Raw genomic sequence first — 17,506 nt, forward strand, 5'->3', positions numbered from 1 at the left:
ACATCCGGACGCTACTCCCCTTTGGGATTTCAAGAAATATTTTGTTTATACGCTCATGATAAAGCCTGTTTCATCATTTGTCAACGCTTAACTTTTTTAGCAAATTGAGAAATTTTTTCTGTTTTATCCCGATGCTTTCCTCTTTTTAAAAGCAGATAAAAGACAAGAAGCAACACAATGAGTATACCGAGCGGCAGCATATATTGATCAAGAATGGAACCGACGCTTTTCCAATTTTCCCCGAGCTTCATTCCGAGGTATACGTAAACAAACGTAATCGGGAGCATCGCTGCATATGTATAAAGAGAAAACACCCAGACATTCATTTTCGCAATTCCGCACGGCAGAGAAATCAGCGTCCTGACCCCCGGTATAAAACGGCCGCTGAACGCTACCAAACCTCCGTGTTTCTGAAAGAAATGATCTGATTTCTGAAGCGATTCGGGTTTTATCCATACATACTTTCCATACTTCAGCAAAAACGGCCGGCCCCCCAGCCTTCCGATTCCATATAAGACCAGCGGACCCGAAACACCGCCGAGCGATCCGGCAAACACGGCTCCGGCAAGCGTCATATCCCCTTTTGACACCCAGTAGCCCGCAAGCGGAAGTACAATTTCCGCCGGGATAAATTCTATACTCAGCGCCAAAAAAATTCCGGCGTAGGATAAGCTTTTAAACGCTTCTATTATTGATATGATAAAACCTTCGATCATTTATCACTCCAGGCAAATTGTATTCTGAATCTTAAGAATCATTTTAACACAAAACCTCGAAACTGAAATATTTTTATGTCGCGCCGATATAAATGAGGATCGTTTCAGATCGGTAGTAGTAGGAGGAATCATCTTTTGGAATTACATGTACAATACAATGTCCCGCTTGTCGGGCTATCCATCCTGATTGCTTGTCTGGCGGCATTTACTTCACTTGAAATTTCCAGAAAAATAACGCTCAAAACGGGGATTCAAAGTAAGCTGTGGCTGTTTGCGGGTTCAGTTATCATGGGTTTCGGCATATGGTCAATGCACTTTGTCGGAATGCTTGCCGTTTATATGAACATGCATATGAATTATGAAGCTGTGCCGATGTTCTTTTCTGCAGCCGCCGCGATTTCCGGATCTTTTGCGGCTTTATACATCGTCAGCCGGAGAATCTTAACATTCAGCCGGCTGATTACCGGATCTGTTTTTATGGGAGCGGGAATTTCTCTCATGCATTACATGGGGATGTCGGCCATTTCCCGGGTAATGATTATGTATAATCCCTTTTTGTTCTGTATGTCTATTCTGATTGCCATGGCTTCTTCTTTCATTTCGCTGAAAGTATTTTTCGGTTTGGCAGCGAAGAAACCGACGGAACCTTTTACTTTTCACAAAATCATCGGTTCTGTATTCATGGGCGCGGCCGTCTCAGGAATGCATTATACCGGAATGATGGCTGCCTCATTTTATGAAGACATGAGAAAGCCGGAAAACGATATGGAAATTCATTCGTTTCATTGGTCCGTTTATATTACGCTGATCATCTTTTGTTTTCAGATGTTATTGTTTTTCAGCTCACATTTCGATCGTCAGTTTTTCCGCCACAATGAACGTATGAAAGACCATGAACAGCGGTTTCAATCATTAATCAATCATAATATTGACCCGATTTTCATCCTATCTCCTGACGGTAAAATTCTTTACTCTAATGACGCAGGAGCCGAGATGAAACACAATTTCGGACTGGACAGCCAAAATTGGCGCCAGCATATCAGCAGACAGCTGAAAACCTATTTTAAACAAGTAAAAAAAGAACAGCAGGCCCTGCATATTGATGCTGATCTGAAAACAGACGTCGGCTTATTTTATATTAATGTTACCTTTATCCCCGTTTTGGTCGATAACGGACTGGACAGTGTATATGTCATCTGCAAAGACATGACCAAACAGCGGAAAGCCGAGAAGGACATTCACCGTATGGCGCATTATGACTCTTTGACAGACCTGCCGAACCGCCGGCATGCCGTTCAGCGGTTGACAGAAGTTCTGGAAAGAGATCATTCATTCGGACGCTTGACCGTTGTGTTCTTTCTCGATTTAAATCGGTTTAAAATTATTAACGATGCGCTCGGGCACAATGCCGGAGACGGACTTCTTCAATCAGCGGCTCAGAGACTCTCTTCCATCATCCCGGATAATGGTTTTATCGCCCGTCTTGGCGGTGATGAATTTATTATTATTTTAACTGACGTCCCTTCTGAGCACGATGACATTGATGATTTAGCAAAACAGATCATCCTGCAGTTCGAAAAACCGTTTACCATTCAGGAGCACGAGCTGATCACCTCTGTCAGCATCGGCATCGCCGTCTCTCCAAAAGACGGGTCGGACGGAATGGAACTGATGAAAAAAGCCGATATGGCGATGTACGCCTGCAAAGACCGAAACAAAAGCAAATACAAATATTACTCTGCCCAAATCGGAGAAAAAGAAGCGAAAAAGCTTCGGCTTGAGATGGAGCTGAGAGAAGCGATTGAGAAAAAAAGGTTCGTCCTTCATTATCAGCCTCAATACAGCTCTTCTGATCAGCTCATCACGGGAGCTGAAGCGCTTCTGAGAGTGGCCGGCGCGGATGGGAAGCTGCAGAATCCCGGAGACTTTATCCAGGCCGCCGAAGAAACCGGGCTGATTATTGACCTCGGCAAATGGATCATCACCGAGGCGTGCCGGCAGGCGAAGGAATGGCATGAAAAAGGATATCACCTTCCAGTCGCCATTAATATTTCGGCCAAACAGTTTCAATCAGAAGAATTGGTTCCGTTTATTCAGAAAACACTTTCCCATTACAAGCTTCCTCCCCGGCTGCTTGAAGCAGAAGTGACTGAAAGCATGACAATGGAAGATCACGAGCACAGCAAAAAAGTGCTTACCGCACTAACTGAGCTGGGAATCAGTGTAAGCATTGATGATTTCGGAACGGGTCACAGTTCTCTCAGCTACTTGAAGGACTTTCCGATTCACAGATTGAAAATAGATAAATCATTTATAGATGATCTTCAGACACATCCTAAATCTGCGCAGATCACCGGCGCCATTATTGCCATGGGCCATCAGCTTTCTCTTTTAGTCGTTGCTGAAGGGGTTGAAACGGCGATGCAAAAAAAGATTTTAGATGAAAAAGGATGCGATTTTCTCCAGGGATACTATTTCAGCAGGCCATTGCCTCCTGAGGAGATTGAACAGCTCCTCAATGAAGCGCCGCGCCACCCATAAGTTTCTACACATGGAACGGACCCGATTATCCACAATAAAGAAAAAAGGAGTTTTTATTCATGCACACGATGTGGAAGGGTTCGATCAGTTTCGGCCTCGTCAATATCCCGGTCAAGCTCTTTGCGGCCACTGAAGATAAAGATATAAAATTCCGCAGTCTTCATAAAGAAGATCATGCGCCGATTAAATACGAAAAGATCTGTACCGGGTGTGAAAAGAGTCTGGAGCCGGATGAAATCGTTAAAGGCTATGAGTATGTAAAGGGAAAATACGTCATTTTGACAGACGAAGACCTGAAAGACGTAAAACAGGAACACGAAGAAAAAGCGGTTGAGATTGTTGACTTTGTCCAGCTGCAAGAGATTGATCCGATTTATTTTAACCGGTCTTATTATGTCGGCCCTGGAGACAACGGCACAAAAGCCTATACACTTTTGCGGGAAGCGCTGAGGACGACCGGTAAAATCGGGATTGCCTCTATTACAATCCGTTCTAAGCAGCAGCTTGCGATTCTTCGGGTGTATAACAACTGCATCGTGATGGAATCCATTCATTATCCGGATGAAGTCAGAAATGCCGGACATGTGCCGGGCGTTCCGGAGCAGACAGCGGTTAATGAAAAAGAGCTGCAGACGGCGATTACGTTAATTAATGAGCTGACAACCGAGTTTGACCCAGAGCAATACGAAGACACATACCGGAAAGCCCTTCTCGCCAAAATTAATGATAAGCTTGAACATGAAGAAGCAGGCGTAACACCCGCTGCTGCCGGCCCGCGCGAAGATGTCATTGATCTTGTCAGCGCCCTTCAGGCAAGCATCGACCGGACGAAGCGGCCGAATCGCGAGCAGGCTGCACCGGCGCGGACAAAAGACGCCGCACCTGCAGGCGGCGAAGGCAAAAAGCGGAAGACGACCAGACAAAAAGCCGGAACGTCTTAATCATGGTGCTGACGATGCAGCCGATTTTGACCTCTTCACCGCCCATAGGCAGTGAGTGGCGCTATGAGGTAAAGTATGACGGATTCCGCTGTCTTCTCCGCATAGACGAAAGCGGCGTCACATTGACCAGCAGAAACGGCCAGACGCTGACGAATCAATTTCCGGAAATCACGGCTTTTGCGGCACGGTGTTTTCAGCACATGAAAGACCGGTTCCCCATTACGCTTGACGGAGAGCTTGTCTATTTAATCAATCCGTACAGAGCGGACTTTGAACATATTCAAATCCGCGGGCGTTTAAAACGGGCGGAAGCCATTGAAAGCACCGCCAATAGACGGCCGTGCCGCTTTCTGGCATTTGATCTCTTAGTTCTGGAAGGTGCCGGCACCGTCTCATTGCCGTATGTGAAGCGGAAGCGCGCCCTTTTCAAACTGTTTGAAGAAGCAAATCTTCCGAAAAGCCCCCATCACTTAGCGGAGGAAGCGATTCAGTACATTCCGGAGCACACTGACTTTGAAGCGCTCTGGGACAAGATCGTCCGGCATGACGGAGAAGGAATAGTAGCAAAAAAAGCATCAAGCGGCTGGGCGGAAAATAAACGGTCTCCCGACTGGCAGAAGTATAAACATATGAAAACGGCTCACGTGCTATTAACCGGGTTTAATCCGAAGAACGGGTACGTGACGGCCTCGGTATTAAAAGACGGCACCATTGTCCCGATCGCTTCCGTTTCCCACGGCATGCAGGCGGAAGAAAAAAACGCCGTCAGAACTATTATGGAGACTCACGGCAAAAAACAAAAAAGCGGCGAGTATATACTTGAGCCTTCCATCTGTATGACCGTGCAGTATTTAACCATATTGCAGGACACGCTGCGTGAAGTATCTTTTGTTTCTTTTCAGTTTGAAATGGATTGGACTGAATGTACGTATGAGCAGCTTATCCTCCGTTCTAAAACACTGCCGCCGAAGCTGCAGTTCACAAGCCTGGATAAGACCGTTTTTAAGAAGTCTGAAAAAAAGAAAGCGGATTTCCTTTGTTATATGGTGAAGATGAGCGATTTTCTTATGCCTTTTCTCAAAGATCGGGCCGTCACGGTGATCCGTTATCCTCATGGAGCGCCGGGCGAATCTTTTTTTCAAAAAAACAAACCGGATTACACGCCGGACTTTGTCTCAAGCGTATTTGACGGAAGCCACGAACACATCGTATGCAGCAGCGTACCGTCTCTTTTATGGCTCGCCAATCAGCTGGCGCTGGAATTTCACGTTCCGTTTCAGACCGTGCATTCTGAAAGGCCCGCAGAAATCGTCATTGACCTTGATCCTCCGTCAAGGAACGATTTTCCTATGGCCGTGGAGGCGGCCCATGTGCTGAAACAGCTGTTTGACTCATTCAGTATTACATCATTCCCGAAGCTCTCCGGGAATAAAGGCATTCAGCTCTACATCCCGCTTTCACCGGAAGCATTCACCTATGAGGAGACCCGCGCGTTCACAATGCTCATCGCCGATTATTGCGTCAGGACGCGTCCGGATCTTTTTACGACAGAGCGGTTTATCAAAAACCGAAACGGCAGGCTCTACCTAGATTATTTGCAGCATGCCGAAGGAAAAACGATCATCGCTCCTTATTCGACCCGGGGCAATGAACTAGGAACGGTTGCCGCCCCTCTTTATTGGAACGAAGTCAACTCCTCTTTAACACCCGATGATTATACGATTGATACAGTGGTGAATCGGGTCAGGACAGAGGGAGATCCGTTTTATGATTTTTACCGGAATCCGCAGGATGGCCCGCTTTCAAACGTGCTTGAGCAAATCAAGAGAAAGAGCTGACGCTTTTCGTCAGCTCTTTTCAGTCTGATACGTGTACATCAGTTTTTCTTTAGAAATGAATAAATAGCAGGAATAAGGAATGTTTTTGAGGGTGAGCTGTTTTGCAGTAAAATATAAAATCGGAATATGTGCCGCTTTTTTAAACAGCCTGTAGCAGCTGCTGGACGGCTTTATTACATCAAATCCGAGTCTTGCCGCCCCTTTATGAAGCATTGTAATGCCGACGACGCCTTTAATCTCGTCTTTCCGTTTATGCTGGTTAATATAATCAGCTAAATGAGGCATGGATTGATAAACCTTCTGATATAGCATAATCCCCCTTCTGACCGCGCTTTCAATAGGCTGCAGTTCTTTCAGGAGTTTGACGTTATGAAGATGAATCTTGACTAACACGTCGTTTTTTTTAATTCTGGTTCCGTCGCTCAGGATGACCTCTTTCCCTTTATATCTTGTCAAACGAACGCGGAATACATTCGATTGCTGTTTATCAATCAGCGTCAGCCGGGTAAAGAAGAAATAAAGCGGATCAAGTAAGTACCATATAGTCAGCAGACAGCTTCTCACACGTTCACCTTCTTTATAATCAAAGCACTTTCATATTTTGGCATGGGGCATGTCACATTATGATTGGTAAATAATGATGCCGCCCTGTATCAGCATATGCAAAATCCGCTTCAGGCTCTACCGTAGGACAGAAAAAAAACACTCTCCTTGAAGAAGAGTGTTTGTATCCGCTTTCTTTTAACGGAAAAGCAAGTGCTGGCTGTGAATCCCCGCTTTTTTCAATAAGGCTATCAGCTGTTCCTGTTCCTCAGGCATAAGTCCTGAAAACGCTCTCGCAATTCTCAATGAATGAATCGGATAAATTTTGTCTAAATACTCATTTCCTTTATCAGTTAAATGGGCGTAAACAGACCGTTTGTCCTTCGGGTCTTGTTCTCTGACCAAAAACCCGTTTCTTTCAAGCTTGTCGATGACATAGGTGACATTCCCGCTGACAAGCAAAAGACGCGACCCGATTTGCTGGAGCTTTTGCGGGCCTCTCGTATACAGCAGCTCCAAAACGGCAAATTCAGTCGGGTTAAAACCGTGTTCTTTACTGTCGCGAATGCTGTGTTCAGACACACTTTTGAAAGCCCTTGCAAAAACTTTGTACAAATTCATCGAACGCATCACTTCTTCTTCGTTAAATGATAATCTCATCATATCTACCCCGTATTTAAGATTTTTATAAAAAAATAATGTAAACCCTTACAATTCATAAGAGTCGTTCTTTGTTTTATATTCTATTCGTGCCGTTTTTCAGAATTCCTTCTTTTTTATATAAAAAAATACCCTTATACATCATTTAATTTGTATAAGGGTTTCGTTCTTTATAGGGAATGTTCCGAAAAAAATACGCGTATTCCTTTCTCAGCTCCGTGATTGTCATGGAGTTCAGTATTTCTTTCGTATAGACTCCGATCTGAAGAAGCTTTTTGGAATAATGGTTTCTCTCTTTGTCCAGTGCATTTTGAAACAAATGACTCATGACGCCCTCCTTTGTTTTCCGTTATTCTATGATCAGAATACCGCTTTTATTTCAATGACGTATGAAGCCATTGTAAAACTTATGTGGAATTATGATGTTTTTCGGTAAAGTTCGTTCTGGACGGCTCTGAGCAGCGGAAAAGCGTGTTCCCCGGCAAGCTGCATAAACGTCTCCAGCATTTCATCGCGTTTCATATCTAATTCAATGATTTCTTTTGCCAGCGAAACCGCTTTTTCTTTCTCCATTCATATCCTTCCTCTCATTGTATCTGTAAAATAAGCATAAAACGGGATACAGAGCCATGCATTAACCTTGTTAATTTTTCTGACGCTTTTTTTCTAAAATCTTCTATTTCACGTCAGAAAACCTGACAAGCGTCAGGTTTTTTCTCTTTTTTTCTTATATAATATGAGTAAAAGACATCCAGGGGTGGAAAAATGACGACAGACGAACAATCTTACAAAGATAAAAAAGTAATCTCGATCGGCATTGTAAGCGAATTAACCGGATTGTCAGTCAGGCAGATCAGATACTATGAAGAACGGAAATTAATTTACCCGCAGCGCTCATCGCGGGGAACGAGAAAATATTCCTTCGCGGACGTTGAGCGGCTGATGGATATTGCCAACAAGCGTGAGGACGGCGTACAGACGGCTGAGATTTTAAAAGACATGCGCAAAAAAGAGCAGGCCCTCAAAAACGACCCGCAGCTCCGCAAGAAAATGCTGGAAGGACAGCTTAATGCTCATTTTAAATATAAAAACCGCTGACAAAAAAAGTCCGCCTCCTGTGAGACGGACCTTTTTTTATAAAGCATGAAGAAATGCAGTTGCAATGCCGAAATAAATTAATAAGGACAAAATATCGTTCAGCGTCGTAATCAGCGGCCCGGATGCAATCGCCGGGTCTATGTTCAGTTTATGAAGAATAATAGGGACGATCGTTCCGGCCATCGTACCGATAATCAGCGTTGCAAGCAGCGATGAACCGACGACAAAACCGAGCGTTAAGTCTTTCTGCCAGACGGTTGCGACAATCGTAATCGCAATCGCACAGACAATACCGATGTAGATGCCGGCTCTTAACTCCCGGAAAATCAGTTTAAAGATGGTTTTTTTATTCATTTCTTCTTTAGCCAATCCTCTGATAACGACGGCGAGTGACTGTGTGCCCGTATTTCCCGTCGTTCCCGCGATCATCGGCATGAAAAATGCGAGGGCGACGACTTTTTGCAATGTATCTTCAAAATAATTCAGAATGCTTCCGGAAATCAATCCGATAAACAAAAGGAGAATGAGCCACGGCAAGCGGCGGTACGCCGCCACGTACGCTTTCGTATCAAATGTAATCGCCTTACCGGAGGCGGCGAATTTTTCGTAATCTTCATCAGCCTCTTTAATCACGACGTCGATAATATCATCGACAGTGACGATGCCGACAAGCACATTATTTTCTTCAACGATGGGAATGGCTAAAAAGTCATACCGCTGGATCAGCCGGGCGACTTCTTCCTGATCCTGGAGCACCCCGGCTGAGATGACACGCGTAAACATGAGATCCTGCACTTTATCGTCAGGCTCGCCGAGAATTAAATCTCTGTAAGACAGCACCCCGACAAGCTGCTTGCTGTCATTAATCACGTACAAGTAGTTAATTGATTCTGCGATTTCCGCAAAGCTTTTCAGCTTCACGACCGCATCTTTTACTGTATAATGCTGCGGAATCCAGACGAAGCGGTTCGTCATCATCCGGCCCGCGGATTCTTGCGGATAGTTCATCAAAAGCTGTACGGCCTTTGATTCCTCGGCCTCCATGCTGGACAAAAGCTGCTCTTTCAGCTCTTCATCCATCTCTTCCAGCAAAGCGGCGAGATCGTCGTTATCCATTTTATTCATTGCGAGAGTGGCTTTCGTTTTACCGACTTTATGGAGAACGGCAAGCTGAAATTCCCGCTCCAGCTCTCCGATCATGTCGGTGATGTCATCAACCGTCATATATGACAGATAGCGGGCCCGGTGCTTTTCCGGCATTTCTTTAAATAAAAAGGCCATATCATAGGGCTGAAGCTCGTCTATCATGTTTCGGAATTCTTTTATTTTTCCGTCCCGCAATAAAATGATAATGCGTAATATGAGTTCGTCATAGGTCATGTTTTGGACCATCGGGACTCGTACCTCCTTTACGGAGACGCGCCGTCCGTCAAGGGAAGTGCGGCGGTTTGTCTCCTCATCATGTCGTCACTGGTTATCTGGCTGTATATGGGTACTTCTTCTGACATACTCGAATGGGGAGAATCCATACTCCGCACCTCCTTATCATGCTCAGTCATGTACGTTTTGAGGCATAAAAAAAACCTTCCGAAATGAAGGCGAAAACAAGCACGGCAAATAAACGTGCGGGGCCTTCATTCGTAGAGCTTTAGCACTGTATGGCATAGGACAATCATCCAGCTGCGTTAAGAATCACCTTATGTCGATGATTCCTGTTGACCCATTGGCGTCTTTGGACATTTTTGGGCAGCAGCGTATCTCCATACAGGAGCCTCACCTAACGAAGTTGTTATTTGAATTGACACACTGAGATTACAGAAAAAAAAGGAATGTGTCAACCTTTAAATTGTTATTTCAGCATATGCCTATAAAATAAACGGAATAAAGGCATAAAGCCCTTATTCCGGCAAATCGTTTTCATCCTCTTCTGAAAGTAAATGATAGGATTCATGCAGCATGAGCGCGTATTCCCCTTCTTTTGTCGGGTGCGGTACATACTCAGCCTCGTTGATATATTGCTCTTCCCTTTTCTTCACAGAACAGACCTCCTTTTCAACTTTAGATTGTCCAAAAGAAGATCCGTTATCATAAGAAAGAAAAACTCTCCGAAAAAGCGGGATAATGCGGTTATATCTTTCGGATGGTGAAAAAGTTCCGCAACAGCCACGGACCCGGTTTGAAACCGAGCGTTAATTGCCACGCGCCGATCGCCTGCAGTCCGAATTCCCGCACGAGAACCATTTTTTCACTCATGCTCCGCACATCCTCGAACCATACTTCATGCGTTCTTCCATTTTCATCCGTATACCGGAAGTAAGGGGAACGATCCCTCTGAGAGTAGCGGATCACTGATTGATATTTCATGGCGGTTTCCATGGCGCGCTGATTGGAGATCGCCGATCCGATCGTCCCGGGGCGGTACGGAATCACCCAATCATATCCGTACAGCGGTACACCGAGAATCACCTTTCTTCTCGGCACTCTGCTGATGGCAAAATTGATGGTTTCTCTGACCTCCGTCAAAGGCGCTACGGGTCCCGGCTCACTGCCGGCGTGGTGCCAGTCGTACGCCATGATGAACATATAATCGACGACGGCTCCGATTCCGCCGTAATCATATCCCCTCAGCCACGGCACCGCTTCATTTGTTTTCGCCGGAACCGATATCGTTAGCGCGAGCTGGTGCTCTGAGAGCCGGGTTTTTAACTGCCGGAGAAATCCTGTAAACAGGTCCCGGTCGGCTTCCCTGATCCGTTCAAAATCAATATTTACACCGCCGTATCCCTTTCTTACGGTCAGGTAGACGATATTAGTGACGAGGTTCGTTCTCGCCGTCGGGTTCTGCAGGACTTGATGGGCTAATTCCGGGCTGAACCCTCCTTCTGTCAGATTCGTGATAACCGCAAGCGGCCGCACTCTGTTTTGCCATGTGGTTTCTATCGCGGTTCTGTCGTTTAAATCATTCATGATATCTCCGTTTGGGCCAAAATGATATTCAAACAAAGAAATCGCCGATGAATAGGGTGCAAAATCATTAATGAGCTCTCTGTCCGCTTCAGGTGTCCGAATGACGTAAAATTGCAGGGTTCCCGCCAAATAGTTGGAGATATCCGGAATTCTCACTTTTAAACCCGGCCGCAGCCGGTTCGGCGGAATATCCGGGTTTGCCTGCATCAGCTGCATCTGCGGCACATAAGTCTTACTTGCGATAACGGCATACGTATCATTCGGCTGAACCGTATATTCATTAAGAGGGATTAAAAGCGCCTGCCCCGGAACGATATTCGTTTCCTCAAGCCCGTTGACGCTTCTGATGCTGTCAACAGGGTATCCGTACTTTCTGCTGATGGAAAATAACGAGTCGCCAGACTGCACTGTATGAACAAACATAGATGTCCTCCGTTTCCTTTTGATCAAAAGGGCTCTTCTTATCTTTATGAATGATCTTCCGGTCCGATTCCAAACTCTGTTTAGAGAAAGGCTGTTTACAAATCAGATATGATCAACTATGATGATGTCATCATAAAAAACTGTATAGGAAAAGCACTAGGGGTGCTGTTATCGGCTGAGATAAAACATGCGGCAGGCGTGTTTTGATCCCTTATAACCCGATCTGGATAATACCAGCGTGGGGAAGTGCAGATTGACCGGAGCGCAGGGTTTTTTCCATGCGTTTTCGTTCTGCTGCTGCATATTCCCTCGGATATGCAGTTTTTTATTTTTCATTAAAAAACGGGGGAGGACACTGCAATATGAAACTTACGATCAATCGTCTTTCGTAAAATCAACTCTTTCATACATACGACTATCCGATAAGAAAGCAGGAGATCACAATGAAAAATTGGAAAATGAGAGAAATTGTCGTCATGTCCGTCATCAGTGTTGTATTCGCTGTCGTTTATTTATTATCAACTCATGCAAGCAATATAGCGGCAGGGTTTTTCGGCCGGATGAGCTACGAACCGATTTACGGTATTTGGTTTATCGTCTCGGTGATTGCCGCCTACATTATTCAAAAACCGGGAGCGGCGCTTGTTTCTGAAATCATCGCCGCGTTTGTAGAGTGTTTACTCGGAAATCCGTCAGGGCCGATGGTGATTCTGATCGGCATCGCGCAGGGAATCGGTGCAGAAGCGGTCTTTTTTGCGACACGCTGGCGGGTGTATACCCTGCCCGTGCTCCTTTTATCCGGTATGGGGTCTTCTGTTGCGAGCTTCATTTATGACTTGTTCATTTCCGGATACTCTGTTTTGAATCCGGGTTTATTAGTTGTCATGCTTCTCATCCGCCTGGTCTCAGGTGCGCTTCTTGCCGGCCTTCTCGGCAAAGCAATCAGTGATGCGCTGGCTTACACAGGGGTGCTGAACGGCATGGCGCTCGGAAAAGAATTCAAGAAGAAAAAGAAACAGGTGAACCAAGATGCAGGCATCTGAACCCCTTCTATCGGTCCGCCGTCTTACCTTTTCTTATGAGCAGGATGAGAAGCCTGTTTTTCAAGACGTGTCATTTCAGCTCCGCAAAGGAGAACGGGTTTTATTGCTCGGGCCGAGCGGATGCGGTAAAAGCTCGCTCGCACTTTGTTTAAACGGTCTGTATCCGGAAGCCTGCGATGCAGTTCAAACGGGAACCGTTTCCTTATACGGAACACATCTTTCGGACCTGTCAGAACCCGCCGCCCGATCCATCGGCGTCGTGTTTCAAGATCCGGATCAGCAGTTTTGCATGCTGACGGTTGAAGATGAAATAGCCTTCGGTCTGGAAAATTTGCAATATACAAAAGAAGAGATGGACTCAATTATTGAGGACGTTTTGGAAAAATTAGAAATCACTCATCTGAAAACACGGACGATCGCCTCGCTGTCAGGCGGTTCAAAACAAAAGGTCGCGCTCGCTTGTATCATTGCGATGGAACCGGAACTCATTATTTTAGACGAACCGACGGCACAGCTTGATCCATATTCCGTGCGGGAATTGGTGCGGCTGATCAAAGAACTGCAGGCCGAAAAAGGCTTCGGACTTCTCGTTATCGAGCATCAGCTTGATCATTGGGCGCCATGGATAGACAGGACGATTGTCCTTGACGGAACGGGTCAGAAGGTGATGGACGGAGAGACCGACGCGATCTTTGAAACAAAACTTGAAGAGCTGACGCAGCTCGGCATTCCGATTCCGCGGGTGATCTCATTGCAGAAGCACGTCAGCATCCCTTTTACATTGTGCAAGGAAAGACTGTTTCAAGAACCTGTACCGCCCTTTCCCGGCCCCCGGCCCGCCGCGCTTTCGGCAGAGGACGCGCTGAGTGTTCACGGGCTGTCATTCACAAGAGGAACGGACACCATTTTTCAAGACGTGAGCTTTTCCGTAAAAAAAGGGTCAATCACCGCGATTGCCGGCCCTAACGGAACCGGAAAATCCACGCTCCTGTCCGCCGCGGCCAAGCTCATCCGCCCTGTGAGCGGAGACATCAAAATAGACGGCAGACCGGTAGATTCCTATTCGGAAAAAGAGCTTCGGCGCCTGATGGGGTATGTTTTCCAAAATCCTGAACACCAGTTTGTCACAGATTCCGTCATTCAAGAGCTCTTGTTCGGCTTTGAAAACGGTCAAGCCGCAAAGGAGAAAGCTCTTCAGCTCTTAACCCGGTTCGGCCTGAGACGCTATGCCTCACAGCATCCGTTCTCTTTAAGCCAAGGACAAAAGCGCAGGCTCAGCGTCGCGACGATGCTTATGCATCAGGTGAAAGTTTTGCTGCTTGATGAACCGACTTTCGGGCAGGACGCAAAAACGGCGCGTGAGTGCATGCTGATGCTTCAGGAGATCCAAAAGGAAGGAACGGCTGTTTTAATGGTGACACATAATATGGAGCTCGTCTCAGATTATGCCGATTCGATCCTTGTGCTCTGCGGCACGAAGCTGGTGTACCGCGGAACGCCGGACTCATTGTTTTCCGATCATATCGGAATCGCGGAGCGGGCGCATTTAGCTTTGCCGCTGCGGTATGAATGGATGAAACACGACAGGAGGCGGAGAAATGAACCTGCGGCTGGAGGCTGTTAACCCGTCAATTAAGGCGGCGGCTGTTTTGTTATGCGTCATTATGCTGTCGTTTATTTATAACCCGTACACGCCTGCTTTGTTTTATATTATCATTGCCGGAGGCGTCCTCTTGGCGGGACGTGTGCCGCTGAAAAAATGGCTGCTGTTTACGGTTCCATTTGTCATTCTTGCCTTCGGATCTTTATGGACAGCCGCCGTATTCGGACACGTCCCGACAACCGAAAGCAATCTGTTGTTTAAGCTCGGACCGATTGCCGTCAACAGTGATAATGCGACGCTCGGGATTTCTATCGCGTTTCGTATTTTATGTTTTTCCGCTTTGTCGATGATGTTTCTTTTCACAACCGATCCGATTCTGTTTATGCTCAGTCTGATTCAGCAATGTAAGCTCCCGCCGAAGCTTGCTTACGGCGTGATCGCCGGGTTCCGGTTTCTTCCTCTTCTGAAAGATGAAATCCTGATTATCAGACAGGCGCACAGAATCAGAGGCGCGGCATCTGATTCCGGGCTGAAAGGAAAGCTCTTTGCCTTCAGGCGCTTTACCATCCCGCTTTTGGCAGGCGCCATCAGAAAGGCGGAACGCACAGCGATCGCAATGGAATCTAAAGGCTTTACAGGGAGCCGAAACCGCACGTTTTACAGAACGGTTACTGTGCGCCGCGCCGACTGGTTCTTTTTCATGCTCGTGCTCCTTTTATTCGGCGCAAGCTGTCTCATTTCACTGTTGTTTGTATAAAAACAGGCCGCCGGAGTGATTCGGCAGCCTGTTTTTATATGTATGTTACTGATGATAATTGAGAGCCTGGGCGAGGTTGGATTTAATCGTAATATCCGAGAAATTAATGCCGAGCTGTACGGCGGTTTGGGCAATTTCCGGCCTGATCCCGGATAAAGTGGACGAAACGCCGATCAGGTTCAGCGCCTCAATTAATTTAAAAATCTGGTGCGCCACCATTGTATCGACAACCACTACGCCCGACAAGTCGATTAACAGATGCTCAATCAGCCGGTTTGCACATGTACTCAGCGTATTTTCAAGAATGTATTTGGCGCGTTCCGTGTCAATATTGCCGACAAGCGGCAGAAGCCCCGTCCGATTGCTCAGCGTAATAACCGGCGAGCTTAATTCTAAAATCATTTCTCTTTGCGCATTCAGCTGCATTTTCGAATTATATTCGGCGTGATCGACAAATGTGTAAATCGTAAAATCAAATACTTGAACGATTAAATTCTCCCATCTCTTCCTTTCTCCCTCGGCAAACGAAGATTCATGTTTATCGGCAAACGCATCATAATAACTGATGTACAGTCTCCGGTTTCTCATGAATTCACGAACCACATACTGGACCGGGGTATCCAGATGCTTCTGGTCTTTCGCAAGCTCAATCACCCATCGCTCGAACTCTTCTAAAAATTCTTTTTCCGGCATGATATACATTTTATTAATATACCGGTAAAATTCTTTATCTTGCTCCATCAGCTCTTCTATGATGACGGGATTTGTCAAAGAGTAAATCGAATTCGGATCCGAATCTTCCATCGTTTCAATCCATTCTTTCGCAATTTGATCCACCCGTTCGGAAAAATAGTCGTACAATGCTTCATTTATCTTCATACCTCTTCTCCTTTCCCATTTCCAATTATAGCGTCAGCTGATGCCGAATCAAAATAAAAGCCGTTGAACCATCCAATTATTTGAAATTATTTAGTGCAATAGATTGCGCCTTTTTTATCAAAATGCTTCAAATGACTCTTCCCGAACGGCATAATCTGCCATAAAATAGTAGCAACACCCTTGAATCCACTCGCAAGCATAAAAAAGGAGGGCTTTTTTATGAATGGTGAAATGCGGTTGATTCCTTATGTCACGGATGAGCAGATCATGGATGTGAACGAGCTTCCTGAGGGTATTAAAGTGATTAAGGCGCCAGAATTGTGGGCAAAAGGGTTTAAAGGAAAGGATATTAAAATCGCGGTGCTTGATACAGGCTGCGACATTAATCATCCTGATTTGAAAGACCGGGTTATCGGCGGAAAAAACTTCACCGATGATGACGAAGGCAAAGAAGACGCGATTTCCGATTACAACGGCCACGGGACACATGTTTCCGGAACGATTGCCGCCAATGATTCAAACGGCGGAATTTCAGGTGTTGCGCCGGAAGCGAGCCTTTTAATCGTTAAAGTTCTCGGCGGTCAAAACGGCAGCGGCAAATACGAATGGATTATTAACGGCATCAACTACGCCGTTGAACAAAAGGCGGACATTATTTCCATGTCACTCGGCGGGCCGAACGATGTGCCTGAACTGAAAGAAGCCGTCACAAATGCGGTAAAAAGCGGTGTACTGGTCGTTTGCGCAGCAGGAAATGAAGGTGACGGAGACGAGCGGACAGAAGAACTGTCGTATCCGGCCGCTTACAACGAAGTGATCGCCGTCGGATCAGTCTCAATCGCCCGTAAATCGTCAGAATTTTCAAACGCAAATAAAGAAATTGACCTCGTGGCGCCCGGAGAAAACATTCTCTCCACCCTTCCCAACCATAAATACGGGAAGCTGACGGGCACTTCAATGGCCGCCCCGCACGTGAGCGGAGCGCTGGCCTTAATAAAAGGGCTTGAACAGGACTCGTTTCAGCGGACGCTTTCTGAAGCCGAAATTTATGCCCAGCTTGTGCGGCGGACTCTTCCTTTGGGCATCGCCAAAACATTGGCCGGGAACGGATTTCTGTATTTAGACGCACCTGATGTGCTCATGGAAAGAGCCGAACAGGCACAGCTGCTGTCTTTCTGATATTTTTCTCATATAATGATTGATCCGCTTGTCAACATCACCAATTTTTAAAATGTGAGATTTTCTATTGACAGTGATCTGAATAAGCTGATAAGATAACCAACAAATGATGTAACTTTTCAAAAAAATTGAAATATTTTCTCTTATCGAGAGTTGGGCGAGGGATTGGCCTTTTGACCCCAACAGCAACCGACCGTAATTCCATTGTGAAATGGGGCGCGTGATTTTTGCGCCGAGACGATTGTCTCCTAAGGCACGGTGCTAATTCCATCAGACGTGATCTGAGAGATAAGAGAGGCTTACATTTTGATGTTAAAG

The 17,506-nt window shown here is 46.0% G+C and carries 17 protein-coding genes and 3 riboswitches; of the genes, 8 read left to right on the forward strand and 9 right to left on the reverse strand.

Annotated features, from left to right (window positions below; genetic code table 11):
- Positions 1-80: 80 nt before the first annotated feature.
- Positions 81-716, reverse strand: a complete 636-nt coding sequence (locus ACQE26_RS17065; protein ID WP_500470132.1) for a DedA family protein — start codon at positions 714-716, stop codon at positions 81-83.
- A gap of 135 nt (positions 717-851) precedes the next feature.
- Here ACQE26_RS17065 and ACQE26_RS17070 point away from each other — a divergent pair, with 135 nt between their 5' ends.
- From ACQE26_RS17070 to ACQE26_RS17080, 3 genes are read left to right on the forward strand one after another with little or no spacing between them, the layout of a single operon-like run.
- Complete coding sequence (locus tag ACQE26_RS17070) at positions 852-3,257, forward strand: bifunctional diguanylate cyclase/phosphodiesterase (protein ID WP_500470133.1); 2,406 nt, start codon at positions 852-854, stop codon at positions 3,255-3,257.
- 59 nt (positions 3,258-3,316) lie between these two features.
- Entirely contained in the window at positions 3,317-4,198 is an 882-nt protein-coding gene (gene ku, locus ACQE26_RS17075) for a non-homologous end joining protein Ku (RefSeq protein WP_064778804.1), read from the forward strand.
- A gap of 2 nt (positions 4,199-4,200) precedes the next feature.
- Entirely contained in the window at positions 4,201-6,036 is a 1,836-nt protein-coding gene (locus tag ACQE26_RS17080; RefSeq protein WP_500470134.1) for a DNA ligase D, read from the forward strand.
- Positions 6,037-6,045: 9 nt separating this feature from the next.
- Here the strand turns inward: ACQE26_RS17080 and ACQE26_RS17085 are convergent, their stop codons facing one another.
- The 4 genes from ACQE26_RS17085 to ykzB all read right to left on the reverse strand — a co-directional run bounded on the left by ACQE26_RS17085 (position 6,046) and on the right by ykzB (position 7,812).
- Positions 6,046-6,600: a YkoP family protein gene (locus ACQE26_RS17085; protein WP_438421748.1), complete on the reverse strand. Its 555-nt coding sequence runs from the start codon at positions 6,598-6,600 to the stop codon at positions 6,046-6,048.
- Between the two features lie 177 nt (positions 6,601-6,777).
- Positions 6,778-7,242, reverse strand: a complete 465-nt coding sequence (locus ACQE26_RS17090) for a MarR family winged helix-turn-helix transcriptional regulator (protein WP_007610911.1) — start codon at positions 7,240-7,242, stop codon at positions 6,778-6,780.
- A 142-nt stretch (positions 7,243-7,384) separates the two neighbouring features.
- A complete protein-coding gene (fbpA, locus tag ACQE26_RS17095; protein WP_016936380.1) occupies positions 7,385-7,567 on the reverse strand; it encodes a Fur-regulated basic protein FbpA in 183 nt (60 codons plus the stop codon).
- An 89-nt stretch (positions 7,568-7,656) separates the two neighbouring features.
- Complete coding sequence (gene ykzB / locus ACQE26_RS17100; protein ID WP_500470135.1) at positions 7,657-7,812, reverse strand: protein YkzB; 156 nt, start codon at positions 7,810-7,812, stop codon at positions 7,657-7,659.
- Positions 7,813-8,004: 192 nt separating this feature from the next.
- Between ykzB and ACQE26_RS17105 the strand changes: the two genes are divergently transcribed.
- Positions 8,005-8,337, forward strand: coding sequence for a MerR family transcriptional regulator (locus tag ACQE26_RS17105; protein WP_003154734.1), 333 nt, complete (start codon positions 8,005-8,007; stop codon positions 8,335-8,337).
- A 36-nt stretch (positions 8,338-8,373) separates the two neighbouring features.
- Here the strand turns inward: ACQE26_RS17105 and mgtE are convergent, their stop codons facing one another.
- The 3 genes from mgtE to ACQE26_RS17120 form a co-directional block, all read right to left on the reverse strand.
- Positions 8,374-9,729 carry a magnesium transporter gene (mgtE, locus tag ACQE26_RS17110; RefSeq protein WP_045925675.1) on the reverse strand — a complete coding sequence of 452 codons (1,356 nt, stop codon included), beginning with the start codon at positions 9,727-9,729 and terminating at the stop codon, positions 8,374-8,376.
- Between the two features lie 234 nt (positions 9,730-9,963).
- Positions 9,964-10,129: riboswitch (M-box (ykoK) riboswitch) on the reverse strand.
- 106 nt (positions 10,130-10,235) lie between these two features.
- The gene (locus ACQE26_RS17115; protein ID WP_438421747.1) at positions 10,236-10,373 is read right to left on the reverse strand and encodes a transcriptional regulator SplA domain-containing protein; all 138 of its coding nucleotides are present in this window, start codon (positions 10,371-10,373) and stop codon (positions 10,236-10,238) included.
- Between the two features lie 91 nt (positions 10,374-10,464).
- Entirely contained in the window at positions 10,465-11,727 is a 1,263-nt protein-coding gene (locus tag ACQE26_RS17120) for a glycosyl hydrolase family 18 protein (protein ID WP_500470136.1), read from the reverse strand.
- Positions 11,728-11,875: 148 nt separating this feature from the next.
- A riboswitch (TPP riboswitch) is annotated at positions 11,876-11,989 on the forward strand.
- A 181-nt stretch (positions 11,990-12,170) separates the two neighbouring features.
- On the opposite strand from ACQE26_RS17120, the gene ACQE26_RS17125 reads away from it, so the two are divergent.
- Genes ACQE26_RS17125 through thiX form a run of 3 tightly spaced genes read left to right on the forward strand, consistent with a single transcriptional unit; the run spans position 12,171 to position 15,130 of the window.
- On the forward strand, positions 12,171-12,770 hold the full coding sequence (locus ACQE26_RS17125) for an ECF transporter S component (protein ID WP_500470137.1): 600 nt from the start codon (positions 12,171-12,173) through the stop codon (positions 12,768-12,770).
- On the forward strand, positions 12,757-14,394 hold the full coding sequence (locus tag ACQE26_RS17130) for an ABC transporter ATP-binding protein (RefSeq protein ID WP_500470138.1): 1,638 nt from the start codon (positions 12,757-12,759) through the stop codon (positions 14,392-14,394). The genes ACQE26_RS17125 and ACQE26_RS17130 overlap by 14 nt, the downstream gene beginning before the upstream one ends.
- Positions 14,369-15,130 carry an HMP/thiamine ABC transporter permease ThiX gene (thiX, locus tag ACQE26_RS17135; protein WP_500470139.1) on the forward strand — a complete coding sequence of 254 codons (762 nt, stop codon included), beginning with the start codon at positions 14,369-14,371 and terminating at the stop codon, positions 15,128-15,130. Before ACQE26_RS17130 ends, thiX begins: the two co-directional genes overlap by 26 nt.
- A 45-nt stretch (positions 15,131-15,175) precedes the next feature.
- On the opposite strand, the gene ACQE26_RS17140 is transcribed toward thiX, so the two are convergent.
- A complete protein-coding gene (locus ACQE26_RS17140; RefSeq protein ID WP_500470140.1) occupies positions 15,176-16,009 on the reverse strand; it encodes an STAS domain-containing protein in 834 nt (277 codons plus the stop codon).
- 219 nt (positions 16,010-16,228) lie between these two features.
- Here ACQE26_RS17140 and isp point away from each other — a divergent pair, with 219 nt between their 5' ends.
- Positions 16,229-17,188, forward strand: a complete 960-nt coding sequence (gene isp, locus ACQE26_RS17145; protein ID WP_060962971.1) for a serine protease Isp — start codon at positions 16,229-16,231, stop codon at positions 17,186-17,188.
- 140 nt (positions 17,189-17,328) lie between these two features.
- Positions 17,329-17,483: riboswitch (SAM riboswitch) on the forward strand.
- Positions 17,484-17,506: the final 23 nt, after the last annotated feature.

This window comes from Bacillus sp. 5RYD7K, assembly GCF_059831465.1.